Here is a 26,459-nt window from a genome sequence, read left to right as displayed (position 1 = left end):
TGGTAAAACCTTACTAATTCCTATTTAATATCGTTAATTAAAAGATCAATAGGCAAGCCTACCGTTTGTACAATAAACGGCAAATTAGGGTTATTTAAAATCCAAAGTTGCATTTTACCATCTTCACTTATTACTTGAATAATATCTGCTTCTTTCCCCCCATATTTCATAGGAGTAGAATCTGCTGTTTTAACTTTAAATTTCACTCCATTATACGTAAAGGTTTTAGTATCTGTCAAAGATTTAAAAGCAGCTTTTGAGATTAAACAATAAGTTTCATTATCTCCTAATTTGGTAAGTCCCAATCCTGGTTGTCCCAAGAACAAGGCTGTTCCACTTTGCATTCCTTTTTCGTTAATTTCAAAAGCACCATCTCCATAACCATCTACCGACCAAGCAAGTGTAATTGGAGCCGTTAGGCTTTTAACTGTTATAATTAAAGGATATTCTTGACCTTGTAAAAAAGCACTTGCACTCATTACAGTACCTGCTTTAATTTCTGGTAAAGTTTTTTGAGCCTGAACAGCAATAAAAAAACTTAAACTTACTAGCGTAAAGATGATCTTTTTCATAAAATGAAGATAAAAGTTTTTTATCCAGAAAGAGAAAAAATGTTTTAGGAATTAGCTAGACAAAGTTGTTATTCTCTTTTTGAATAATTCCTAACCAATAAAACCCAGTAATTGCTGGACTGGGTCTCTTCCCTCTAAAGGTGCGGGCTCGGCAGATTAAAGATTCCTCTAAATGTGCAACTAAAATTTCCTGTTGTCTTCTATGGCAAGGATTTTATTCTCGGGTCTCTCCAGAAAGCTGATTATTTCATTTACACCTGCCAATATGCCCTCGTAATTTCTTCCGACCTTAAATGCTGGTATCATCAGACTATCAATAATTTGTTTTGCAAAAAAATCACTTAAAACCTTTTGCGTTCCCGTACCTGTAGAAATTCTTGTTTCTCTTTTTGTTCTGCTAAAAAAAATACCAAGGCCATTATTACGTCCCTTTTTACCGATTCCATTGCTATTAAGAAAATCTCGAGCATAGGCCTTCATAGTTGGATAGCCTCCGTAATCACTAGTGGTAACGAGCACGATCTCATTTCCAGTAAGTTTTTCATGCGCTCGGAACAAGCTGTCAAAATGCTTTATTTCAGGCGCTGAAAGTATCTCTTCCATATCAAAGATGAGTTTTTCCATCTTCCTTTTGTGTACCTTCTTCCCCGAACTGATATTTTCAGTCTCAACAGTTGTACTTTCATTTCTCTGATAAAATCCATCAAAAGTATAGCACTCTAAATAGCAGGCATAGATTAAAATAGTTAGGACTAATATTCCGAAAGTAACTTTGAACATAAGAGTATTAATGTTTTGATAGCATCCTGGCATGGTGTAAATGAAATTATATTGCTCAGTAATTTATATCCTATCGTATATTAACATCAAAGTCCTTTTCCAGCAAGAATTCCACAATTTTCTGTTATTCAGAAAAGCTGCCGATGGAAGGTAAATGGATGCCTCGGGCGGACTAATTGAGCTAAGATACCGGCGCATATTTGAAGCGTATGATTTCAGGCTTCCCTCCCTGATTAGGATAACTACTGGTAATTGAAATAACTCTACCTTGAGTGTCCTTTGTATACTGTTGTTTTGAAGAAAGCAATTTATTCTCACTATGGACTGTACTTTTCATCAACCATTCCATATAATCTCAGCGAGACTTATTTCTGATGTTTAAGGAAATTTTAAACAACATTCGTAAACATGCTAATGCCGATATTGTTGATATAGACTTAGACTATTCCCGAGGTCATCTGCTTTTTAAAATCACTGATAATGGTGTTGGCTTTGATGCTTCAAAAGTTTCTCCAAAACGCAACGGATTGTTGAACCTTAAAAGTCGTGCAGAGAAATGGAAAGGAAGCTTTGAAATTAAAAGTTTAACTGTTGGGGGAACTCAGGTGCTATTGACTATCCCTTATGATCGCATTTCTCTTCGGGTGCTCATTAATCGCCTTAAGCATAAGCGCAGACTATTACAAAGGCTCAATTTTTATGGAAGAACACATACCAGTTAGAATACATCAACAACATTACTAAATTAGTTTGTGTAGGATCCTCAAAAAGTCGGGTTTTATGTTGAGGAATAATTAATTATGACTGTCGTAGTATTTAAATTTGAACAGGATTTTTCATAAAAAATCCGCAATCAATCGATAAGCAATTAATTGCGGATTACTGTGGAGAATATCGGAGTGGATATTTCATCAATTGCGAGCTCTAAACGCTGTTTTTGATGCTCTAAAAGGGGTTTTTTATCTGTCATTTTGGGTAATTTGGCTGAGTTTTGGCTGAGTTTTTAATCAATTATTTAAAATAAAGATAAACAAAAATAGCCACTTAAACCACTTTAAAGACATATTTTAAATCTATTTTGTGGCAATCACATTATTATCAACAAATATTTTTTTCCTTAAATCATCAATTCCATCTTAAAATAAGCTGTTTTTTTCATCTTTTTCGGAAAATTTTTAACTGCAATTTTTCCGAAGCTTTTCTATAATTTGGCTGAGTTTTGGCTGAGTTGTTTGCATTGGAAAGCATACTTGATGGTCTTACTAGAGCTATGTGTGTATTTCGGTGAAAGTAGCCACATCATTCCGTTCCAAACTGTCCACCCCGAAGCTGGACTTTGCGCTTAGCACCTTATCCACCCAGTTCGATTCCCTGATTGCAGCAGCAGCCTAAAGATATTCCAACATTCCATCACCAATCACGCTTTTGCTCCGCAAAAGCCCATTTTCATACCTCTCAGCACATCCAATCCGGACCTCAACAGACAGGTCAACAAAACCACTGGGATACTATCGGATTTGGACAATTTTAAGCCCACAGATTCTTTATCATACACTCATCCGATACATCAGTCCAGAACACGGATTTAGAGCCTTAAAAAGCCCTAAAATCAGCCGACTGACCACTTTCAAGCGAAACGGAGTGACCAGTTTGGAGCGTAATATGTGGCCACTTTTGGTGTAGCCCCCAGCCTGCCCATTATGGCTCCAGAGACTGTGTACTTTTCTAGAAATTTGCTTGATGACTTAACAAGAATTTCAAAGATTGATGAAGATTATTGGGAATAACTTAAGATTTTAAGATAATTCTTGACATTTCTACAAAATATTAATCTGTTCGATCTTCTAGTATCACTGCATGCATTATATTGCGGATGAGTAGGATTAGCTTTATCACGCAGAAATATTGGGCTGGCTTTGAAAGCAAGATTAAGAAGGAAGTTGCAGAAAAATTGCTGGATTTTATTTAGCAATTTTTGTCTTTGGTTTTCAAATAAGGCCAAAAACACAGATGCCATTGTAGAAATTATCTATAGGCTCAAGCAGCTATCCTAAATATTTTTAGGGCGAACAGTTCCATTTCCAAGCTGAACACTCTTGAATCAGTGACGAAATTGAAATTCCTAAATCCGCTAAAAAAATAGACTGTCAGATTTTTTAATCAACAATTTGGACAAGGTATATTTAGGGATTGGCAATGCTTAGATAAAATGAAAAATAAAAAAGCAGTATATCTACTGATTGGATGCGTAACCATTGTTTGGGGATTAATTATTTATCGAATTTATTCGTCGCTCGCAACAGATGAAGAGCCTATACTTCCCAAATATCAGCCAAAACTCAATGGCATTACAGTTGTAGACCACACTGAAGATAAGCACGAACTGCACCTACAGCGAGACCCGTTTAGTAGCTATAATTTTATTGCTACAGTCTATAATGAAACATCACCGCAACCAGCAAAAACTACAAAACCTATCGTAGCAAAACCAATAATACAATGGCCAACCATTAGCTACCGAGGATATATCAACAATCGAAAAAGCCGGCAAAAAATAACGATCATTTCTATCAATGCAAAAGAACTAATGATAACCGAAGGATCAAAACATCAGGGCATTCAGTTACTCAAGAATATGGGTGATAGCATTAAGATCCTTTTCAATCATGAAACCAAATACATCAGTATCAAATAATATGCGGACCTATCAACAATTTCTTCTTTTTGTGTTGTGTTGCAGTTTTACAATTATTGCGAATGCTCAGGATAAAATCTATGCATCAGCACTTGCGACATATCACCATACCATCACCTATACCAATTACAAAGAGAGTTTTCTGACTGCAAAAGAACAACAATCAAAACTGATAGATAATAAAGCACATTATTATTGGTACAGCAATAATCAGCTCCATGCTACCCAAGGTGGCTTTAGTGGCAAATTATTAGATGGACCGTATACGGCGATTTACCTAAATGGTAACCTAAAGGAACAGGGATTATTTAAAAATGGGCTTAAACAGGGAATATGGAAAGTATGGAACGAAGATGGAATTTTACTTAGTCAAAAAACCTATCAAAATGGATTACCTGAGGGGAAATATCAACTTTTTGCGAAAGGTGAATTGCAAGAATCTGGTAATTATAGTGCCGGTAAAATTAATGGCAAAGTAGTACGTTACATTAGACCCGACAGCATACAGCATATCTTGTACCGCAATGGCGAAGTTGTACAACAAGCCGAATACCTCAGCTGGATTGAGCGAAGCTTTAAACCTAGACATAGAGCACAACAATGAAAATAAATGCGGGTGCGCTATATTTATCTATTACCATTGCGTTAATCATCGGAGTGATCTGCTCTTCACTCATCGTAGTATCTTTCTATTTTAAGCTATATTATTTACAGGCGCAACGGCAGCAGAGATTGGAAGACCATATCTATGCTGGGATATTGATTAGCCTACATCAGCCATTATTGATCGATACCCTGCAATATATCGATCTATATGGCGACCAGACAGACAGTATCCTTATTCAAAACCAACAATGGGGAATATTTAAGCTTATCAAACTACAAAGCCACATCCAAACCGACACGTTACGAAAACCATACCTACTTGGAAACGAGCCGGGCAAAGACCAAATTGCCATCTATCTGAGTGATGAAGATAGACCACTAAGCATTAGTCAGGAAGCTAGAATTATTGGCACTGCTATTCTGCCCAAATCCGGCATTAAACCATCATATGTAGAAGGCAAGCCTTACACCGGCAAACAATTAGTTTATGGTAGCATCAAAGAAAGTGAGAAACAGCTTCCATCGCTTCAAAAAAAATGGATCGAATTGCTCAATGCCAACTTCCAAAAATTCTCCTACACAAGCGCTTCATCTTTTGACAATAATAGCAGCCGATCATTTCAGAAAGAAACAATTTATCTTTCTACGCATGAGCCCATCACGTTATCAAACCATCTCATAGGAAACATTGTTATCACTTCTGACACTACGGTTTATATTACTTCCGATGCAAAGCTGGAAGACATCCAAGTTTACGCCCGTGAAATCAGGGTTGCTGCAGGATTTACTGGTAGCCTTCAGTTGTTTGCAAGGGATTCTATTGTTGTAGAAAAAGAGGCAACTTTCAGCTATCCTTCATGCTTGGGCATTATACGGGATGAAACCTCTCAATCGAACCCGCAGCCAATTATCACCCTTGGAGAAAATGTAAACTTTTCAGGTATTATCTTCTCTTATGAAACTAACCGAACGCCTCTACAGACCTTGATCAGCATTGGCAAGAATAATGTTATCAAAGGTGAAGTATACGCCGAGGGCACCATCAAATTTGCTGAAAATGTAAACATTTTTGGAAAAATAAGCTGCAATAAGTTATTAATGCAATTGAAAAGTACAGTTTATGAAAATTTCCTAGTAAGTGCAAAGATTAATTCCATGGAGCGGAGCAGCTATTATCTGAGCTCTTTTCTTTTTACCAGCAATACAAACTCGCAAAAAGTATTGAAATGGCTCAACTAAACAAAAAACTCAGCGCCTCCACTTTGGTTGAAGTATTGGTAGCCATGTTGATTATCATGATTGTTTTTGCAATCGCAAGTAAGATATATCTCAATAGTTTTATGCAGATACCGTCCTACACCAAATTAATGGTTAACCAACAACTGGAGCATCAATTGCAACAGATCCAAGCGGGAGAAATAGCAATTATAGATGAAGTAACAATTGATGAGATTGTTTACCACTACGAGATCAGTGAAAGCCAAATTGATGGATTAAAGCTGATTGAAATTACAGCAACACAAGAACAACAGATAATCTCAAAAATAAAAGGACTCATAGCTATCCCTCATATAGATGAACAAAATTAACTCTTTTACCTTATTGGAAGTTACCGTTGCAATGCTCCTCTCTGCGATTTGCATCGGCATCTGCTATACCGCATTTACCCTTACTAACCAATATTATGCCCAGATCAAATCAAGAAAGGACGAAGTGGGGAATATACTACTGATGAAACAGGTGTTACAGCATGATTTTGAGATAGCAAGCAAAATTAACAAAACCGAATTTGGCATCAGCTGCGAAATGGCACATGGAACCATCGAGTATCAGTTCAAACCAGAATGCATGGTAAGAAACCAGTATCAGCTCAAAAATGATACGGTAAAAATGGCAATCACAAACCTGGTTTTCAAATTTGAAAAGCTAGCAATAGACTCTGGATTAGTAGATGAGCTTACCTTTAACTATTCCTTAAAAAACAAACAAAATAACATTCGTTTCCAAAAGATATATAGTGCAACCAATTTATTCAACTAATTATGCCAAGCATAGATATTTCAGCTTACCAAACGAAAAAAAAACCTTCAAATAAACAAGACACAACCAAGAGTATTTTCGAGCTGTTCAATACCGATATCCGGTTTGGCGATAATTATCAGCTACCCGACAAAAAGAAGGTTGCTTTTTACAGTGAACTGAGCACCTTGATCAAATCAGGCATTGATATCAAAACCTCATTAGATTTGGTAAGCGAATCTTTTGAGAAGGAAGCAGATAAAATATTATTCAATCAAATAAAAAACCAGGTAATTGAAGGGCAATCTCTTTCAGAAACCTTAGAAAAAACCAATAAATTTAGTCCTTACGAGTATTACAGTATCCGTATAGGCGAAGAAACTGGTCGAAGCGCCGAAATACTACAAGAGCTTTTCCTATATTTTAAAAGAAAGATTGCCCAAAAAAGAAAGATTACCAGCGCCATTACCTACCCAATTATTGTCCTATCGACTTCTTTTGGCGCTATTTTTTTTATGGTCAAGTTTGTGGTGCCAATGTTTGGCGATGTGTTTATAAGGTTTGGTGGTAAACTACCTTATCTTACACAACTCATTATCAATATTTCTGAAGGTTTTGATCATTATTTCTATTTTGGACTCATCTTGTTGTTGCTCGCGGCCATATTTTATTTTACACAGCGAAGTACTGCACGATTTAAAAAACAGGCAGCGCTACTAACGCTTAAAATACCAATTATAGGTTCAATTGTACAAAAGGTTTACTTAGCCAGATTTGCCAATACCATGCGCTTATTAGTCGGTACAGATACGCCTTTGTTGCAATCGTTGACCTTGGTTAAACAGATGATCAATTTCTATCCCATCGTTTTTTCTCTGCAACAGGCAGAAACAGACATTATGCATGGCAAAAGCCTCTCAGTAAGTTTGGGTCAGCATACTTTTTATCCAAGCAAATTTATCCAATTAATTAGGATTGCGGAAGAAGTCAATCAACTCGAACATTTTTTCGAACAGTTATCCAATCAATATACCGAAGAAGTTGAATACCAGACTAACGCTATTGGCAGCCTGTTAGAACCCTTGATTATTATTGTACTCGGCCTGGTCGTTGGTGTGATCCTGATTGCCATGTATTTACCCATGTTCCAGATGAGCAACAGTTTTTAAAAAAAGTTGAGTTCATTCACCAAATTAACAAGATTTGTGAGCATCAAGGTTAATGGCAACAATAGGCCTACCATAATTTCTTCTTTGATCTTAGATTTATTACCCTTGATTACCCGTTTATTCTTTTTTTCTATAAATGCCTTCCTAAACGTATTTCCGATTACAATTTTGAGCTTGGTATTATCGTTCAGGATTACAGCATTGCCTTCAATATAACTGATCTTATCATCGTTGATGATAAACGATTTATGGATCCTTGAAAACAATGCAAAAGGCAGGTTCTCTTCCATATCTTTCATGGTGTTAAAGACCACATGCTGTTTATTGTTCTCCAGATAAACAATTACATGGTTGTGCTGGGCCTCAATGTAAACGATATCCTTGTAAAAAATCTTGACCTCTTTGATTCCTTTGGTATCTGTTTTCATGTAAAAATAATCCTAGATTTCGGGATTTATTTTTTGACCGAGTGCAAATCTCGCTTCAATAGATTGATATATTTCAATGCTCTTGATCAAACGCGTATATTTCACTGGTTTGAGTAGATAATCTAATGCATGAAATTCAAATGCTGCAAAGGCATCAGCAGTAGTATCTGAAATGACAACAAATGAGGTTTTATGTTTCAATAACTGAAGTTCTTCACTGTAACGCTGTACGAAGATCATGTCGATGAATACGATTTCTGGTTTAAATCCCATGATTAGTCGAAAGCCTTCGTCAAAAGTAGTGGCGGTTCCGATGATCGGCAAAGATAACTGTTCTATGTGTGGTGCAATAGCATTAATAGATAAGTTTTCGGCAAAAATGAAGCAGGTTGGCATGTGAGTCTGGGGCGTTAAATAATGGAGAAATTTAATTTGATAGCAATTAGCTCAATTTTTATCGGCTATCTAATTACTGCTCAATAGCTTTTTAACGTTAGATGTTAATCAACCTATCGTTCCATAATTTAAAGTAGAATATTTTGTTTGAAGAATTTATTTGTAAACGATGCTTTTCAAATGCTGAACAAGTAAATTCGCATGCTGAAATTAATAAGTAGGCATATATGCCAGGCATGAAAACTAAAAAGTTCGGCAACATTTTCAGTTACCGAACTATATTTTTTTAAAAGCACAAGTGGATCCTTGCGCAAGATGAGTTATCTCTGTTTTGAAAAAAGCCTATATATCAAAACTCCTAAATTTAGGAATAGCCAATTCAGACCACTAAACATAAGTGCAATAAAAGGGGTAAATAGGATAGCAACTATAAACCCTTTAAAACCATATGTAGGGTTTCCATTAAAATTTACAGGCACTATATTGAATAATGATAGTATACCTCCGAGCAATGAGAATGGAATCATAGCAAATAGATAAGCAAAAAATAATTTTTTGAAAGAAAAGAGATCTTTGTTCATGTTTTTTTAGTTTATAGTCATTTATCCCCTGCCTCTAAATACGGCGTCACGTGATGCCATCCCATCCGGATCTACAAACCTGATTGGATTGTTAAACCCGTAAGTGTAGGGACTGAACCTTCTTGAAACCTCTGCCAAGGGATCAATTACGTTCCATCTTCCTATCTCGGCATCCCTTCTCTGCGTTCTGGGCAGGCTACAAACCTTGCACCGTAGTCGAGCTGGTCCAGTCCGTCCTGTTCCTCCTTGCCATTGTACAGATATTTGTTGGTGCCTCCGGCAACCGCCAACCTTTTCCCAAAGGCGTAATACGCATCCTCCTGCAACTTCCTGATCGCTCCGCTATAAATATCAAAACTATAGCTCACATTTCCAATCCTTCACTATGTGCTGTATGGAACAATTTCCTACATAACTAGGAGCAAAATTTGGTATGATAACTAAAAAAGCTCAGCAATTTTTAGTTATCGAACTATAAAGCAAGTAAGGCCAACGCGACATACTTGCGCTAATGTGGGTCATCACATGAACTATAATCGATTATTATAATTTTTTTCTAAATCTGAATAGAATTGTTTACCTAATTCTGTTAAATTAACCATTAAATCTATATCTCGCATTCTTTCATTAACTGTTAATCCCTACATTATATGTCGATCCCACCTCTTGGATGAGCCCCCTGATTGCTTTCTTATCCTTAAATCCCAAAAGATAAAAAGTCCAGCTTGGGTGGCCAGACTTGTATGTTGATTTCTAATTACAAAGGATTGATTTGAATGTTTTGTTTATCTTTTAAAGGCTTTAAAACACCCAAATCAAATTGCTTTACCAGCACTTCAACGACTTTACCTTTCATCTGATAACCTCCAGTTTTATTAGTTTCATCAAATGCAAGTATAAGATTAACGTTGGTCTTGATGTTTTTATCATCCTTGTTTTGCTCACACATTATACGATACGTAATATTATGTTTATTGTTCATTATTTCAATAGTCATATAATAAGCATAACCATTCTCAATACCACCAACCGTGTCTGTAATTTTAAACGTCATATCTGAATGATTAGAAGAATATTTTTCAAATCCTGACAGTAATTGATTAACACTCCCGAAATATTGATATTTTTTTATCGGGGGAGATACTGAACTTACTCCTGATACAAAATATATAAAGATGGCAGTGAAAAGTATAAAGCCTAATGCTATTGTAATTAATATTGTTTTTTTCATTTTGATAATTGCTATAGTTAAACCTCCTTATTAAAACTTCTTTAAAGTCCCTAAGTCAGTAAATGAGATTGTTACAGCCCATGCCCATCTTAATTCAGCCGAGCTTACAGGCTTTCCTGAAACTGGATCATTGATTCCTAAAAAACTGTAAATTATTGTCCATTGAGCTCCGGCTGAAAGTTCTAAATCTGCATCACTCACAGATTTGTTAAATAAAGCTCCACTAATCCCACCAGTTTTAGCTTTAAAATAAGCATAATCATGTCGTTGAGCTGCTTCGTCCAACATATTTATTGGTTTTAAGGTTTTGCCATTAAAGCCCTTCAGTGTATAAGGGTTATCCGGTGGCCCTGGGCCTAAAAAATTACCGTACCATGGTACAGGCCCTTTTGCTGCACCTCTCGGATGAGGGTCACGCCCCTTTTTAGCTTCCTTAGCATCCCCTTTCTTTGGTTTAGGATCTGGGTCACCAGGATTATTAGATACTTTCTGCTCGCCACTGTCATCAGGCTCTTTTCCAGTCAGTTTATCTGCAGGACGATACCATTCAGGTGGTGCCTCATTAGCTCTTTTCCACGCCTGATAATCATCCGAACTACGATCATCATAATCCCTCCCCCTGAATACCATATCCTTAGATGCCATACCATCGGGATCTACAAACCTGATTGGATTGTTAAACCCGTAAGTGTAGGGACTGAACCTTCTTGAAACCTCTGCCAAGGGATCAATTACGTTCCATCTCCCTATCTCGGCATCATAAAACCTTGCACCGTAGTCGAGCTGGTCCAGCCCGTCCTGTTCCTCTTTACCATTGTACAGGTATTTGTTGGTGCCTCCGGCAACCCCTAACCTTTTCCCAAAGGCGTAATAATTATCCTCCTGCAACTTCCTGATCGCTCCGCTATAAATATCAAAACTATATCTCACATTTCCAAGGTGGTCTGTTAAATTATATTGGTAGGTATAAGTTCCAGTGGTTGCATTCCTAACTGCTCTTCCCTCTTCGGTCTGTATAAAATCGATTACATTGTTTTGGTATTGGATCCCGCCAACATAATCGGTTGTAGTGGTGAGCGTACCAACATCCACTTTTTTCAGTTTTTGCCCTACAGCATTATAGGTATAACTGAGATCTACCGGCGTTCCCGTTGTTTTGCTTGCTGTAACAGGAAGGTTGAGGAGGTTATAGTTGAGTGAAATCCCTTTTTTCCCATCTGTTTTGGCATTTCCATTGGCATCATATAGGTAGGTTCCGGTGTTGAGCGAACCGCCACTGATGCCCTGCAGCTGGTGCCCGATATAAGTATAGGTAGATGCACCTGCCGCATCGCGGTTCATGGAAAGGATATTACCCATTACATCATAGGTAATTTCCTCTTTCATAGCTACTGTACTTCCCGTTGCTGTTTTGCCATTGAGCAGTCTGCCTAGCGCATCATAATTATACCTGAAAAAATTGGGCGTGCTCGCATCCAATGATCCTGCTCCCCAGTACTGGTTGCTCACGTTGCCATTAAAATTCGCGGTAGTGCTACCTTCGGCATCATTGTACCGAAGCCAGAAGCTAAATTGAGGGCTTGTAGCATTGGTAAGCCATCCGCGTTCATTGTAGGTCATGTCGGTATGCTGGTAAAAACTGGCACCGTTGTTAGTGCTGTGCAGGTTTTTACCTTTTAACTGCCCAATTTCATTATATTCCAAGCGGTTCAACACTACTGCCCCTTGGTTATCTATATTTTCTATGGTATTGAGTTTTCTACCCACATGATCATAGGTAAAGCTGTTTGCAATGGTGGTGGTATTTGCGCCAACAACGTGCATGCGTGTAGTTGCCGTAAGTTCTCCTGGAAAGTTGTAGGTATTATTTACCAAATCGAATCCCCCTAAATGGTTGGCACTCTTGCTCTGTATTATCCTACCATCTTCGTCATAATACATTACCGAAAGTAACATGGTGCTACTGCCCATCACATTGATCTTTGTTGCGGTGGGCAGGCCCAGAGTTTTCGTACTTTCCGTAATCGATGTTGGCGTGAAGGTATTTCCGTTAAAAAGGTAATCATCGTAATAATTGATGGAAAGCAGGGCAGAAAGATTAACCGTAACATTTGGTAGGCTGAGGTTGGTATATCCAGTCAGCGTATTTGCATTATCCCTTTGCTCCCAAAATACCGTTTCAGTATCTGCAGCGGCCTGTAATGTTGCCCTGCTGCTGCCGTTATTATGAATGCCGCTCATAATTGTTCTTCCCAAGGCATCATATTTGGTGAACAACCATTGCCCGACAGCCCGTTGAAGGGTATCTTGTGTAAAAATAAGCTGGTCGAGGTTATTGTAGACCATGTATTCCCAACCCTTACCCGGAATCTTTTTCTCCGTTTGTCTTCTCCGTCCATCATAGTGATAACCATAAATGTACCTTTCAAAAACTGGATCAGTTTCAGTAAATACGGTGGTATTGGCATAACTGAGAATTCCATTCTCTGTAACAGCGGGAGGCAACACATAGCGAAGGTTGCCAAAATCGTCATAAACGTAATAGGTAGAAAGTGATTTGGTTGCAGTTTCCCATGTCTTTCTTAAAATCACCTTTCCCCCTTTATCTTTAAATTCCTCGATTGTGTTTTCATTTCCACTCGTCCAGTTCTCATTTTTGATCACGTTTTTGTATAACACACCAGCTGGGAAGGTACCAGAAGTAGATGCTCCGTGGCTGGTTGGGATCCAAATGGCTACCTCAGCTGCAACATTGGCCGTATAGTCTGTTTTTACAGTATGGCCTGATCCGGCGATACTCGTAGTAGCAGGCTGCCAAGCGGCACCCGGAGCTCCCTGCTCCAGTATACGTCCGAGGGGTGAGTTTTCGGGCTTGGTTACGCTTAAGGGGTAAGGGTTCTTAACCACCTGAGCATCCCAGCTTCCAACTCCGTAATAGGCTCCCTGCATGCTAAGTGGATTTGTTTTTGAGCTAAGATCAGCGCTAAGCTGTTCGGCATACGGCGCATATTTAGTGGTTTCGCGACCATAAGTATCGTAAACATTGAAACTAACAATATCTTTTTTATTAGGGCTAGGGCTTGCCTGCCACTGTACGGTTTGATACGGCCGACCCAAACCATCTAAATAAGTAACGGTGCGATTAGCTAAATTAACAGGCAGGACTGCAAGACTAGATGCAGTTTGATGTCCCGCTTCTTTTACGATGGTTTCAATGGTGAAGTTGCGGTTAAGACTTGGCGATTGACAAAGGCCTGTTACTGCCACCAGCAGTATTGGAAACAGGCTGTATAATTTTTTTATATGGCTTTTCATATTAAAGTTAATAGACAATAGTGTAACCTGGAACATTTAGCAGCAGAAAATAATAATAGGAAACAGGCACACCGAAGGGATTATTTTCTTGTATGATGGCTTGAGTGGCAATGGTGCCAGAAGTTCCATTGGCAACAATAGAGGCGGAATTGATCAGATTATACACATCATCAACTTCCTGATAGGAAACCGATAACCCACTTACAGAAATGGGAACGGTACAGGCGGCATCATTAAAAAACCGCACTACAATGTCGGCCTTTGTACGCCTTAACGCCACAGTTAGATTTTCCTCAAAAACCTTTGCATAAATTACTGGTTGGCAATTGCCCGTGGTGCCCAGGCTCCGTGTGCGATTAGTGTTGTAGGTTAAACTGTACGGATTGGAATCAACCTGTTGCATCAGTTCTTCGCCAGTGTAACTCCCGCCAACAACAACACAGGTTTTTACATTGGTATCGGTCCAGGTTGGGGTGGTGTTTACATTCGCTCCATAGTTGTATCTATAGTTCTTTACAATATCCCCGCGTTGATCTTTGATATTCAGCAGGCGTTGGAAGTCGTCATATTCGTAGAAACTACTCATTCCCTTTGAGTCTGTCATGCTGCGCATCCCAACTAAAGGCTCATAAGATAACTGACTAACCTGTGCTTTCGGAAACGCGGTAGTTAATGGAGAAAGAAAATTGGCAATGTCTACTTTGGTCGGATTGGAAAGACTGAAGCTGGTAATTGCAGCGGCTGTGAGCGTAGACTCAATGACCGTGTAATCCATATCTTTAATCTCGGCTACCGGATATTGGTTGTTATAGCTATAGAGATAACAAACTTTTGCGCCATCTTGAAGCGAAACACTCTGCAGATTGCCGAACGCATCGTACTTGTGGAACCGAATTCTGTTTGTTAAGGATGTTAAAGCATTGTTATAAAGCGCTACGGTTTGAGGCACAAAGATATTTGTAAAGGGCTGGAAATAAGAAGTCAACTTTTCTCCAGTTTGCAGTGTTTGCACAAATTCTTTTTCGCGGATTACTGTACTGATCTTGTTTTTAGCAATCATTGCTGCATACACACCCTGAGGATCATTCGATGTTGCCACCATCTCATGCGGGTATTCCATGGTTCGGTAAATCTTACGCCCATAACTATCTTCACTTACCGTTTGGGTAGGCAACAAGTGCAAAATATTTCCGTAGCTTGTAGCGGTAATTTCTGTGACCGGATTTAATCCATTGGTATCATAGTTGATTACTTTGGTAGAATCATTGTAATTCCAGTAACTTTCAAAGGTATATGAAGAAATATCATATGGATTGGATCCACCTGCAAGATCAATATCATAGTTTTCTCGCCCTACAACACTGGTAACAACCTCAAGAGGGATGCTTTTCTGCGTGAGGAACACCTCTTTAAGCTTTGTTCTATTTCCAAGTTCATCCTGCTTAAATACCTGCTGATATTTTTCATGGATGGCAGTTGCGCCGCTTAAACCTGATGGCATACCGAGGTATCCAGCGCCTCTCAACAAATCGGGGCCTGGCCTGCCCGTTAGGATTTCATATTGATGCAATGTTGCTCCATTGCCAAAATCGGCGCCATCGCTTTCCCATACATCAGTATAATAGATATGACTCCCATCAAATTGCCCTGACGCTATATCCCCACCCGCACTTGCCAGCGTATAGGTATTAAACATAGCAGCAGTACCAACCAAGTTGGTGATCCTTCGCTCAACTTGCGTAAAATAAGTTGGAGAGATGCTAAAAACAAATGCTGAGGACAAGGTTGGATTACTAAACTTGTTATAGCGATAGGCTTTGATCCTGTCGGTATTCGCAATAGGATCATGACTAATAATACGAGCGATGCGGGCGCCGCCTACTGCGTCTACGTACGATGTAGGTATTGGACCCGTACCCATTTCTGAGGCAACGCCATGAGGCTCATAAATTAAACTGTCTGTACCTCCTGTCGGGTAAAAAATCTTGCTTAACATACCATAGTTCGCATAAGCACCGTAGGTATACCGATCTGCGGGGGTGTAGGAGAAAATAGAAGAAACCGGCCCAGGAATGAAACCAGAGTTATTCTGCCCATTGTAGTAACCGTATATATCTTGTGCAAATGCCAGACGTGGTGGCAGGTCATTGATATTGTAATAATTAAACTTGTTCTTCTTCGTCTCCGTTAAGCCTTTCGAACTTTCGGTGATACCTGAGAGATAGGGACGGTTACTAAATATTGTTGGGTTATAGCTACTATTGTATGCACCATTAAATCCGCTTGAACTGATACCATAGGTATAAATGAAGTCATACGTTTTTAGTGGCGTAGCGCCAGTTAATCCATATTCAATCTTGCTCACAAGCTTGTCGCCATCAAGATCGCTCCTTCCAGCATAGCTGAACTTCAACACCGCACCCTTAGAAGTTGTAACCTCATTAAGGTATACGGCGTTGCTTATAATACTATTGATACATGTTGACGAATAACCTGGTGCTGGATATAAATAACCTTTCGAGTCGTCATCATATAAACTTTGACCAACGGTTTCTGGATTCATGGCCAGGATGCTCTGCGAAGCACTGGTATCGTAATAAATATCACACGGAAGGTAGCTAAAGGAAATATAATCTCCATTCAGGTCCTGGATTTTAGTAAGGTACCACGCGGTTTCAACTCCTGTATCATAGGTTTTACCGCAATTGTTTCCGCCGGAGTTTGTGCTTCGTGATTTTTCTGTTGCGCCGGCACCTCCGAAATAGTAAACCATTCCGTCGGGGTCTGTTACCTTAAGTGTATATGGTTTAAGGCTATTTACACTAAAATCTGTTTCTATTTTAAGGGTAGATTTGTTTAAAAAAACAACTTGTGTTTTATTGGTGGGCCTTAATACGAACTTACCCGAATAGCCATTAAAATTGAAGCTAAATATATCGGGTTCGGCGTCGTAATGGTCTTTATTAAGGCTTACGCGTTTTAGGTATTCTTTCACCGCTGGCGTAGTGAGATTGATGTCGGCGGGCGGCGAAGCATACAGCGCTGACTCATCAGCGTTTCCACGTACGGTTCTGTTGATCATACCTCCTGCATCCAATATCCATCCCATGCCCAGCCTTGAAGCGATTTGATCTACCTTAATGCCACTCGCACTGTAAGATGCTGTAACGTTAAGTGATACCTTTCCTACGGAAAGTTGAAGTAGCGGTAAGCCAAAATTGAGTGTTCCAGTGCTCAGGCCTACCGGGATGTTTCCAACGATACCTAAAGCAGAGGCATTTGGTGAAGGAGGTAATACCTTCGGAAGTTCGGGTGCAGTTGCAGTAGTTTGGGCGTTTATCTGCAGACTAAACACCAATGTTAACATAAATAGCAACAATTGTTTAACTCGTTTCATTTTGATTGCGAATAGATGGTAAAAAACTATTTTGATAACGCAACATACGATTGCCTTACACCAAAATGAAGTATTTTTGCCTACAACAGCTACCAAAGGCTGAACGATAGAAAATAAAGGATGAATGGTTTTTTGAAAGGTAAAAGACGAAGACTGCGAATGGGAAAATTTGCTGATTTTGGCTCAGTTCAACTGCTATTTTGGTGCTTTAAATGAGTTACGCTATCAGACTATTTTTCTAGACCTACAAAACCGAGTTCCATAATTAGCCCATCATTGCTCTCAGTATCTCTATGATCTTTAAAAATCTTAACCCTTGTCACCTTACCAATCTGTTGTACATGGTGTAATGTATCCAACAACCTGATCAGATTGGAATAGCTACTATTGAAGTGGTATTCTTGATTAAATTGGCTCTTTGACAAACTAGTGTCCGTTTCTAATTTTGGTGGCTGAAAAGAGATGGATACTTGATGTTGCAAGGCCAAACCTGAAATAGTTTGCCACATTGTATTTTCTCGGCTACTTTTTTTTACTACATAGCTTTTTATGATTTTTGTATAGGCAATTTGCTTTTGCTCCATTATAGAGAGTGTAGATTGTACTCCAGTGTCTTGTGCATTTACTTCCTTGCTCAGCTTTTGATGCAATAGCATTGCAGCTATTGTTTTTTTAAACGAAAACTGGTAGCAAAAATAAATCAATGCAGCAATGATAATAAGTGTGGCGGCTTTCTGGTGTTTAAAAATCACTTCTTTTATCATAGTTAATAACTGATTGATAGGTTAAACTGATGGTCTTTTTCATCCGCGGGCAACTCGTAATTGATGAGTTTAACCTCTTTAACCCAGGCATGCTGTTTGAGCAGGAACATCCAATTGTTCATGGCTTGCAGATCGTTGGTTGAACCTGTAACCCTAATCTGATTCGTTAGGCTATTTTCTTGTTGCAAAGCTTTGATCTCTATCGTTTTTAATTGCAACTGCTTGGGCAGGTCTATCACCATTTCATCTATCAGGTTAGCTGGAGCATAACCTCCATTCCATCGCAACTGTTTTAATTGTTGCTCACTTCTGGCAATTGTTGCTGTGAGCATTTCTACATCGCTTAAACTGTTGGCTTTTGCACCCACTTGTTGTAATAAAACGGCGTTCTGCTGGTTATAATAAAAGAAGAGGATAAAACTCACCAGCAACAGGCCAAAACTTGAAAATAGCGTCAATAGTCCGTATCGCCTAATATGCTGATGAGCTGAATATTTATCAAGCGCATTATGGACGCTGGCAACATTTGCAGTTATTGATCTGATTTTTTCATGCAGCAAAAATTGAAAAGCAGCAGCGTAGGCTAATATGCTTTTTGCGGAAATAATATGTCCTTCAATCTTTAGCTCGTGGATATCTTCACTTCCAGAGTTAACCTGATAACTAATAAGGTCTTTTTGTTCATTGATGGTAAAATGATGCCGATCAAACAAAATTTCATTCCCATATCGATTGAGTTGGCCAAATACTTGCGTAGCAACCAAAGGCCCAATACTAACTTGTAATACATTTAGTTCCGCACGCTCAAACCGCAGCAACAACTCATCAATCCAAAGTGTTCTGCTAATAGATAGATGACAGATATCTCCCTGCACCAAAATTTGATTATAAAACTCATCTCTTTCTAAACTTGGAAATGCCCTTTTGAATAAAAGCTGTTCATGTTCGTCTCCGTTATCAATGGTACTCTTTTTAAGCAAAATACCTGCCCCAGTCATTACCAATGCAATTGGAATTGTTTTTGGCAATGCTTCTAGTATAGTCTTGATCCCTCCCTCAAGGCTAAATTCCTTTCCGAGTTCAAGATTATTTTTAATTAATGAAACCTGCAGGTAGCGGCAGCTGTAGCTATCATCTACCAGCACCTTAAGTTCAACACCTAAACATTCCTTCAATCCAGTGCCAAATACCATATTAATACATTACAATGGGTTTGATAAACACGAGGGTAACCACTTTATTGTTTGCCTTTTCCCTGCTACTGAACAGCCATTTTAGTATGGGAATACGAGACAAAAGCGGTATGCCAGAGCCCGCTTCTGAACTTTCGGTACGTTCCAGCCCACCCAATACAATCATATCTTCATTCCTTGCCCTTATAATAGACTGAAACTTACTTGTTGATTTCGGCGGTGGTACATTGAGCGGTGGATTGCCAATAAAATCGGAAATATTGACTTTAATATTTAGCGTAACCTGGTCATCGCCCGAAACAATTGGTCTGATCTCTATTTCCAGATTGGCATTTACTTCGGTAAATTGTTGTGTTATTACAGTTTGTGCGTTGAGTGAAGGAATTACATTTTGGGTTTGTGTACTGTAAAATCTTGAACTACCAATACTTAGATTAGCGGTATGTCCATTTAAGGTAGAGAGTTTGGGAACCGATCTGATTTCTACATTGTTATTGTTTTCCAGCGCACTCAGCTTCACATAGAAATTTGGTGCTACCTTACCTAAATTAATCGAGTTATTGCTGCCTAAACGAGAAAGGAAATCGTTAATTGAATTGGCACCAAAGGTATAATCGAGTCCCGGTAAAATTGAGCCACCAGTTTTTACGCTATCAGACATTCCTGCAGAAATCCCTGTTTTCACTACTTTTCCCTTTCGGATATCGACCAGTGTAACTTCAATCAGAATCATGGGTACAACTTTGTCGATCTGTGCAATATAATTTGAAATTTCGTTAACCTGTGGTGCGGCACCAGACAACAAGAGCGTGTTCTGTTCACGGAATTCCTTGATTTCAACTCCTTTTTTCCATTCAACGGGAATCATCATCTGTATGGTGTCCAATGAGCGATACTGGAGTTTTACAATTCGATGTGAACGTAATCCTTCCAATTTTCGATCGCCGATCAGGTAAGTGCCAGCCTCATACTTGTAAGTATATTCTGTTCCCTGCAATAATGCAGATAAAAAATTTTCATAGCTAATGTCATTAAGTCTGGTTGTAATACTGCCCTTGATATCAGAATAAATAAAGTAGTTGACATTGGCTTCTACCGAAGACGATTTAATAAGATCAAGAATTGGTGTATTTACGGCGTTGATGCTGATGAGCTTATTGCCAGTATTATCTTTTTTTGCGGCGATGTTGTAATTTCCAGCTACAGTGCCACCATTAGGTAATATTTTATTATTCTTTTTGACTGCAGTGCTGTTATCGTTATTGATGTAAAGTTCTTCTCCCTCAGCCAAGGGTTGAAAAATATAGATTCCGTCATTAGTTTTATTCAATTTAAGTTCATTGGCATAAGCCAATTTTTCCAACGCAGTTTCAAAATTGGCATCAGCAATAAAGGAAGTTACGCGTTTGCCCATCAATGAAACAGGTACTACCACATTTTTGCCAGATACCATGGAGATTTTTCGGGCAACGGCACTAAGTGAATCATTGGTGAGTTCAAAACCTAGTCTATTTCGATCAGCATTATATTTTACGTTGATTTCTTTTACTGCTATTATTGCTTTTGTTTCGATCGCTTTGGTAATTGACATGATAGAGCCGATCATGTTGATATCTAGATTATATTCTTTGGCTACAAATAGGAGTACATTGGCAGCAGTTTCGTTCCTAAAATTGTTGTATACCTTAAAATTTACCAATGGATCGATATTGATGTTGAGGTTATTGGATTGTGCCAATGCCCTCAAAAATTCCTGTGCATTTGCACCAGACATGGTCAGTTCTACCTTTTGCCCTAAGCCGGGAACAGTAACTGCCAAATTTCTGAGCCGTTCATCAATCTGTTTGATACGTTCGGCAGGATTAGCCTGACCAAATACAAACGACATCAGGCCGAAAATCAAAAGGAGGAGCAAGAATGAAGAGCGGATGTATATTTTCATGAGTTACTTAATAATAAAGGAAACACTTCTTCCAACGATGTTTCGCCACTGGCAAAAAGTTCGAAGGCATTTTCGCCGAGCGTACTGATATGTTTTGTTTTCAGCTGTTCGGAAATTTCCATATTGCCCTGTTTAATTGCGTAGGCCAGTTCTCGGTCGATCGGAATCACCTCGTAAACTGCTTTTCTACCCTTATAGCCCGTATGGAAGCAATGTGCACAGCCATTGGGCACAAATTGTTTGGCCACTTTAAATGGCGCTGAAAACTGACTTGGGTAAGTAGTTTCATCAAAGGAGGTTTCCGCTTTACAAGCCGGACAAAGCATTCTCAATAGACGTTGTGCTACCGAAGTATTGAGTGTATTGGCTACCAAAAAACTTGGAATTCCCATATCGATTAACCTTGAGACTGTACCCCACGCAGAATTGGTATGGATGGTAGAAAGTACAAGGTGGCCAGTTAATGCTGCTCTAATTGCCATGTTTGCAGTTTCTGGGTCACGGATTTCACCTACCATAATCACATCTGGATCTTGCCTGAGAAAGGTGCGCAAAGCAGAAGCAAAGCTCAGTCCAATGCTTTCCTTTAATTGCACCTGGTTAATTCCTTCCAAAGTGTATTCTATCGGATCTTCAATGGTAAGGATATTGCGGGTTGCCTTATTGAGCAGCTTTAAAGTTGCGTATAAAGTAGTGGTCTTGCCAGAGCCAGTTGGACCACTAATCAAAATAATACCATTTGGCTGTTTTACGCCCTGTAGGTAATTATTTAAGTCGGCTGGTGAAAGTCCGAGTACATCTAATTCAACACCTACCGAACTATTATTCAACAATCTTAGAACTACTTTTTCTCCATGTAGTGTGGGCAGCACAGAAACCCTAATGTCAAAAGCGGAGTTTTTATTCTGGCGGTGGTGGATGCGCCCATCCTGAGGCAAGCGTTTTTCGGCAATATCCAGATTGGCCAAAATTTTGACCTTATTGATCAGCGCTGGATAATCACTCTTGGCAACCAGGTATCTTTCAACCATCATCCCATCTATTCTGATCCTAATCCTACATTTCTGTTCATAGGTTTCGATGTGGATGTCGCTACTTTTTAAAGATTTCGCTTCATTAATAAGTGTATTTAAAAAGTCCTCACCAACCGCTAGTGCCTTTTGTTCGTGGCTTTTCTCGTTTTTGCTATCCAAAAAATAATAGGTCGAAAGCAGGCGATCAAGTTCTATAATATCGATTACATCCAGACATATTTTTTTACCTAATATAATGGTGAGTTCATCAACGAGTAGATGTTGGGCTATATTTTGATCACAATACAATTCATATATGTCATTATTGATTGCCTTTGGTATAACCCTGTAGCTAATGACCAAATCATTTGGCAATGCATGGACCAGTTCACTAGTAAGCTCTATTCCCATATTAGACTATATTATTTAAAAAAGGCAAGAGCCATAAATCATTGGTTAAGTTTAGGCGAACTGTGAACTGGTCGACTAAAATGTAAGCGCATAAGAATAGGCTTTGGTAACCTGCCAACGGAATTTTTTTATTTCGAGAGCTTAACAGCTTGCTTTTAATCAATTCAAAAATTATGATTAGCATGAGGCTAGCCACATAAAAAAGCACGAAGTTGAGAAATGAAAGATAGATACCAATGACCAGAAGAAAGAGGATATCACCTAGGCCAAGATAGGCTTTGGTTATATTTATAATTTTTTTGTGCCTAATGGCAAAATAGATCATTAATAAGAACAGTTGTAATGTAAGAAAAGCAAGATTAGAAATAAATTTTTCTGTTGTTTCTGACAATTGGTGCAAGCCACCCCCCAGCAATGCAAGCAGTATAAATAAAAGAGGAAACAGCCACCAATAAACAGCCCTATACTTAATATCTTGGATAAAGATAAAAAGCATTACTAGAAGCGTAAAGGTTAAAAGCAGGTCCATATTAATCTGCCGTTAATTCCTTTAAATTTTTGTCATGATCAATCTGCCAAACATTGAACACCCCGTTACCATTAAAATCAGCTATGGCAGTGGCTTTTGCATTAAATGTGTTGTTATTGGCACTTATTACCTCAATCTTATAATTGGCCTTACCGTCCTTACCGTCAGAAGATAGTTTTTCCTGGATAAAGCCCAGTTCAGAGAGGTCGGTTGTATATTTGGAATGCTCAAAAAAATAGGTCTGTTCCAGTTTGGCCAAATGTTCTAATTGTAGCTTAGCCTCGGTTGTTTTAGCCTTTGTAATAAGTGGCATCAGGTTTGGAAGTGCCAATAATACCAAAATACCAATGATGACCAATACGACTAAAATTTCTGTGAGGGTATAAGCCTTAAATTTATGGTTGAATATCTTTTTCATTTCTTCAAATTAGCTTAAATAGCAATTCTTTGGATTTGAAATTAGGTAAAGGATTTTTTAATCGTAATTAAATTGGTGAACAACATAAACTGATGGATGAAAGAGGTTTTTGGAAGGCTGAACGAATTAAGATTATATGAATAGTTGACAAAAAACTTCTCTTTTTTAGGTTGAGCCGAAATGTTATTGTAAAAAATGTTGATAATATAATTTATCAGAATATATAAATAAACCATAGAATCTACTAGAACAAAAAAGCCTTACATTACTGTAAGGCTTTCAATTTGCTCCCGAGCCTATTTACTTTTCTAGAAACCTAATCGACGACCTTACGAGAATTTCAAGGATTGGCGAAAATGATTTAGAATAATGCAGCTATTAAGTTAAACCATTAAAAAAAATGGAAATTTAATGAAAAAATTCATTAGAATCATCTACTTAGCCTCTTTCAGCGCATTGCCAAATTCATTAGGAAGTGGACTATCTTCGATCGATTTTGCTGAAGCTGATACATCATATTCAAGTCATCTGAACTCTACCTTTACGCGATACTGGTGAATGGTATAATTATTAGCATCCAAATTATTTTTGACAAAATATGAGGGAGGCTGAGTTTCGGCTGATTTAAATGTTGAGATGAAGGTTTAACATTACTGTTCAATCCATTAATCTATAATGAGCGAAATGCAATATTCTCCACAACATTATGATTTTCGCAGTCACAGATAGAATAAAAGGCCATTTCAGTTAGAAAAAGTCATGACTCAGCCACAACATTAAACAAAAAAAAACACATAACAATTTGATGATCAATCTATTATGTGTTTAAGTGGTCTTAACTGAACAATTCTCAAAATATTTTATGTATGATTTGAAGAAATTGGCGGGTGTTGTATAATCCTTATTTCTCAAGAAATGTACACTATGGATGCATTCAATGTCCCCACTAGAGACGTTCCAAAATAAAACATCCCTAGTGGAGATTATACATCTGAGCGAAATTTATAAGACATCAATGTTAAGGATATGATCGATGATCAAATTATAGCGATCACCCTTGCACATTTGGCAATGGGGTCTTTATGATAGGAATTGGGATCAATAGGCCAATGCTCTTTTGATTTCGAGCCTGAACTTCCGGTAATTGTCGATTAGTTCCGGCATAATGGTCCTCATCTTTTCTGCTCCTTTTTCAAATTTGGCATGATCGGTGGCATTGAGCTCCCTTCCAGTATAATGGATACTGTAGGGCAGTAGTTCCAGTCGATAATCCCTTGTTCCCTGATTGGCTGGATATTTGTCGAAATCGTAACTTAGGATGACATCCAGTTTTTCAAGGCTGGCCTTATAGTTTAATGCGGCCTGCTGAATGTTATCGTTCAAAAAATCATTTTTGGAAAGCTCAAAAAAATCCCTGACATCGTCGAGCTTATGCTGCTGGCTGCTCATCAGCCTGAAATAGTCCTTTAGTGAATTCCAGATGAGCATCAACAGGGGTTCGTCGGCAATTTCTTCCAGCTTTTTGAAGATTTCTAGGTCATGCGCGATTTCTTTGTCTTCGGGAACCTGTCCAGTGTAGATGTTCTGCACGGCTACGGGAGAATTGTTCAGAATTGCTCCGATGTTGATTGTCTGTTTGCCGTTGTAGGGTTTGTTGAGGTTTGATTTGGTCCACTGGTGGTGGTCCTCCTTCCATTTTTTCAGAAGTGATTCCGGATAGTCGATGCCGTTGTTCTTATCGATCAGGTCTCCGCAGCTGCTGCACAGGAAAATGGCATTTTCGATCGCCATGCGTTCCTCCGGCGTTACCTTTTCACGATCACGCGGTCCGCCTACCGAAGCGGGCAAGATGTGGGATACCTTGCCGTTGTATTGGATCCGGTTTTCATCGGATCCGGATGGCCCGATTGTTACCAAGTGGCAGTCCGGGTTTGCGCAGATGAATGCAGCAGCCATCTTGATCTTGTCCTTAGTATTCTGTGAAAATTCATATCGCGGTTTCGTAGCTTCTGTTGTCATGGGCATGTGTTAACTTAATATTTAATGTTGTTCTGGTTGATTAATGGGATGATATCCTAAGTTTGCTAGATTTTTTCACATGTTGAACTAGTAGGTCGCTCAGTTCCCGAATGGAAAGGTATTGGCCATCCAACGTTTTCTTATGCAGCATCCGATGGCAGTTCGCGCAGACCAGGGCGAGATCATCCAAAGTGTTCGTTCTTATTCCGCTTTTTGCAATCGGGTACAGGTGGTGGCATTCCATAAATCCTTCGCCGATCGGGCCGTATTTTTTCTCAAAGTCGATGTTGCATACCTCGCAGAAGAGTTTACCGTTTTGAATTGCCTGTTTCTTCTTTTTTTCGATGAGCTTGCGGTCGCGTTCATAGTACTTGTGTTTCCCCTCCCAGTAGAGTTCCTTACCCTCCTCGGCCTGGGTGTTAGGATCTTTTAGGGTTTCATCCAGTTCGGAGATGATCTCCTTTACCGATAGGTCCTTTACGGTGAACAGTTCCCATAGCAGTCGCTGTTTCTGGGAAAGATCTATAACAAGTCCCGTCCGCAGAAAAGGGATGATCAGGTCGATGGTGCATACCTTGCCCCGATTTGGTCTCTTGAAGTCCAGAGATTCCGGCTTGACTAGAGGCCTAAGATTCCTTGCAACAACAGTTACAAGTCTTTTGATCGCGTGGCTGCCCGGCGGATCATCAAAGGTGAGCTCGTCATTGATGGGTGCGACGATGTGCGTGAGGTAGGTAGGTTTCTTAGAGCTGTTGGGGCTCCTTACGCTCTGGACGAGCAGGATCAGATCGTTTTTTTTTGCCAGCCTTGCGTTGGAGGCACCCATTTTCGATGAGAAGTTCAATTCGAAGACAGCTCCGATTTCGTGTTCCATGTATGCCCATGCGTTGCCATCGTCACGAGTGATATTCTTAGTCCAAATCAGGTCGTGGAAATTGTATTCTTGCATAACGGGTTCGGTAGTTTTGAAAAATCATCAGG

Annotated in this window: 22 protein-coding genes and 2 pseudogenes; 7 read left to right on the top strand and 17 right to left on the bottom strand. The window is 39.0% G+C overall.

The features are described 5' to 3' along the window. Positions 1 to 20 precede the first annotated feature (20 nt). Both GM921_RS00830 and GM921_RS00825 read right to left on the bottom strand, forming a co-directional pair. Complete coding sequence (locus GM921_RS00830) at positions 21 to 572, bottom strand: hypothetical protein (protein WP_182920717.1); 552 nt, start codon at positions 570 to 572, stop codon at positions 21 to 23. Positions 573 to 752: 180 nt separating this feature from the next. Further along, positions 753 to 1,352 carry a TPM domain-containing protein gene (locus GM921_RS00825; RefSeq protein WP_182920716.1) on the bottom strand — a complete coding sequence of 200 codons (600 nt, stop codon included), beginning with the start codon at positions 1,350 to 1,352 and terminating at the stop codon, positions 753 to 755. Positions 1,353 to 1,720: 368 nt separating this feature from the next. On the opposite strand from GM921_RS00825, the pseudogene GM921_RS00820 reads away from it, so the two are divergent. From GM921_RS00820 to GM921_RS00790, 7 genes and pseudogenes are all read left to right on the top strand, one after another. Further along, positions 1,721 to 2,074 (top strand): annotated as a pseudogene (locus GM921_RS00820) (sensor histidine kinase); the annotation flags it as partial. Between the two features lie 1,487 nt (positions 2,075 to 3,561). After that, complete coding sequence (locus GM921_RS00815) at positions 3,562 to 4,047, top strand: hypothetical protein (RefSeq protein ID WP_182920714.1); 486 nt, start codon at positions 3,562 to 3,564, stop codon at positions 4,045 to 4,047. Continuing rightward, positions 4,019 to 4,651 carry a toxin-antitoxin system YwqK family antitoxin gene (locus GM921_RS00810; RefSeq protein ID WP_182920713.1) on the top strand — a complete coding sequence of 211 codons (633 nt, stop codon included), beginning with the start codon at positions 4,019 to 4,021 and terminating at the stop codon, positions 4,649 to 4,651. Before GM921_RS00815 ends, GM921_RS00810 begins: the two co-directional genes overlap by 29 nt. Continuing rightward, positions 4,648 to 5,892 carry a hypothetical protein gene (locus GM921_RS00805; protein ID WP_182920712.1) on the top strand — a complete coding sequence of 415 codons (1,245 nt, stop codon included), beginning with the start codon at positions 4,648 to 4,650 and terminating at the stop codon, positions 5,890 to 5,892. Before GM921_RS00810 ends, GM921_RS00805 begins: the two co-directional genes overlap by 4 nt. Continuing rightward, positions 5,880 to 6,242: a pilus assembly FimT family protein gene (locus GM921_RS00800; protein ID WP_182920711.1), complete on the top strand. Its 363-nt coding sequence runs from the start codon at positions 5,880 to 5,882 to the stop codon at positions 6,240 to 6,242. Before GM921_RS00805 ends, GM921_RS00800 begins: the two co-directional genes overlap by 13 nt. After that, positions 6,229 to 6,693: a prepilin-type N-terminal cleavage/methylation domain-containing protein gene (locus tag GM921_RS00795; RefSeq protein ID WP_182920710.1), complete on the top strand. Its 465-nt coding sequence runs from the start codon at positions 6,229 to 6,231 to the stop codon at positions 6,691 to 6,693. The genes GM921_RS00800 and GM921_RS00795 overlap by 14 nt, the downstream gene beginning before the upstream one ends. A 2-nt stretch (positions 6,694 to 6,695) precedes the next feature. Further along, a complete protein-coding gene (locus tag GM921_RS00790) occupies positions 6,696 to 7,841 on the top strand; it encodes a type II secretion system F family protein (RefSeq protein ID WP_182920709.1) in 1,146 nt (381 codons plus the stop codon). Here GM921_RS00790 and GM921_RS00785 read toward each other — a convergent pair. The 15 genes and pseudogenes from GM921_RS00785 to GM921_RS00720 form a co-directional block, all read right to left on the bottom strand. Beyond that, on the bottom strand, positions 7,838 to 8,269 hold the full coding sequence (locus tag GM921_RS00785; RefSeq protein WP_182920708.1) for a LytR/AlgR family response regulator transcription factor: 432 nt from the start codon (positions 8,267 to 8,269) through the stop codon (positions 7,838 to 7,840). The genes GM921_RS00790 and GM921_RS00785 overlap by 4 nt on opposite strands. A 12-nt stretch (positions 8,270 to 8,281) precedes the next feature. Next, complete coding sequence (locus tag GM921_RS00780; RefSeq protein ID WP_182920707.1) at positions 8,282 to 8,665, bottom strand: response regulator; 384 nt, start codon at positions 8,663 to 8,665, stop codon at positions 8,282 to 8,284. Between the two features lie 320 nt (positions 8,666 to 8,985). Then, entirely contained in the window at positions 8,986 to 9,246 is a 261-nt protein-coding gene (locus GM921_RS00775; RefSeq protein WP_182920706.1) for a hypothetical protein, read from the bottom strand. Positions 9,247 to 10,003: 757 nt separating this feature from the next. Next, positions 10,004 to 10,477, bottom strand: a complete 474-nt coding sequence (locus GM921_RS00770; protein WP_182920705.1) for a hypothetical protein — start codon at positions 10,475 to 10,477, stop codon at positions 10,004 to 10,006. Positions 10,478 to 10,507: 30 nt separating this feature from the next. Next, complete coding sequence (locus GM921_RS17565; protein ID WP_182920704.1) at positions 10,508 to 13,141, bottom strand: RHS repeat domain-containing protein; 2,634 nt, start codon at positions 13,139 to 13,141, stop codon at positions 10,508 to 10,510. A 141-nt stretch (positions 13,142 to 13,282) separates the two neighbouring features. Continuing rightward, positions 13,283 to 13,792, bottom strand: a pseudogene (locus tag GM921_RS17600) (DUF6443 domain-containing protein); the annotation flags it as partial. 7 nt (positions 13,793 to 13,799) lie between these two features. Further along, entirely contained in the window at positions 13,800 to 17,285 is a 3,486-nt protein-coding gene (locus tag GM921_RS00760) for an RHS repeat domain-containing protein (RefSeq protein ID WP_182920703.1), read from the bottom strand. Positions 17,286 to 17,419: 134 nt separating this feature from the next. After that, positions 17,420 to 17,953 (bottom strand): hypothetical protein, encoded by a 534-nt coding sequence (locus tag GM921_RS00755; protein ID WP_182920702.1) that lies wholly within the window; start codon positions 17,951 to 17,953, stop codon positions 17,420 to 17,422. Between the two features lie 2 nt (positions 17,954 to 17,955). After that, positions 17,956 to 19,146 carry a PilN domain-containing protein gene (locus GM921_RS00750; RefSeq protein ID WP_182920701.1) on the bottom strand — a complete coding sequence of 397 codons (1,191 nt, stop codon included), beginning with the start codon at positions 19,144 to 19,146 and terminating at the stop codon, positions 17,956 to 17,958. Between the two features lies 1 nt (position 19,147). Further along, a complete protein-coding gene (locus GM921_RS00745; RefSeq protein ID WP_182920700.1) occupies positions 19,148 to 21,088 on the bottom strand; it encodes a type II secretion system protein GspD in 1,941 nt (646 codons plus the stop codon). Beyond that, positions 21,085 to 22,512 carry a GspE/PulE family protein gene (locus GM921_RS00740; protein WP_182920699.1) on the bottom strand — a complete coding sequence of 476 codons (1,428 nt, stop codon included), beginning with the start codon at positions 22,510 to 22,512 and terminating at the stop codon, positions 21,085 to 21,087. The genes GM921_RS00745 and GM921_RS00740 overlap by 4 nt, the downstream gene beginning before the upstream one ends. Position 22,513: 1 nt before the next feature. Continuing rightward, positions 22,514 to 23,041 (bottom strand): hypothetical protein, encoded by a 528-nt coding sequence (locus GM921_RS00735; RefSeq protein WP_182920698.1) that lies wholly within the window; start codon positions 23,039 to 23,041, stop codon positions 22,514 to 22,516. A gap of 1 nt (position 23,042) precedes the next feature. Continuing rightward, the gene (locus GM921_RS00730; RefSeq protein ID WP_182920697.1) at positions 23,043 to 23,459 is read right to left on the bottom strand and encodes a type IV pilin protein; all 417 of its coding nucleotides are present in this window, start codon (positions 23,457 to 23,459) and stop codon (positions 23,043 to 23,045) included. A 1,098-nt stretch (positions 23,460 to 24,557) separates the two neighbouring features. Next, positions 24,558 to 25,478, bottom strand: coding sequence for a hypothetical protein (locus GM921_RS00725; protein WP_182920696.1), 921 nt, complete (start codon positions 25,476 to 25,478; stop codon positions 24,558 to 24,560). Between the two features lie 40 nt (positions 25,479 to 25,518). Then, positions 25,519 to 26,427, bottom strand: coding sequence for an HNH endonuclease (locus tag GM921_RS00720; RefSeq protein ID WP_182920695.1), 909 nt, complete (start codon positions 26,425 to 26,427; stop codon positions 25,519 to 25,521). Positions 26,428 to 26,459 lie beyond the last annotated feature (32 nt).

Origin of the sequence: Pedobacter planticolens, from assembly GCF_014172375.1 — a bacterium.
Classification (GTDB): domain Bacteria; phylum Bacteroidota; class Bacteroidia; order Sphingobacteriales; family Sphingobacteriaceae; genus Pedobacter; species Pedobacter planticolens.
Note: the sequence above shows the minus strand (reverse complement) of the source record. Positions and strands in the feature narration are given on the sequence as shown.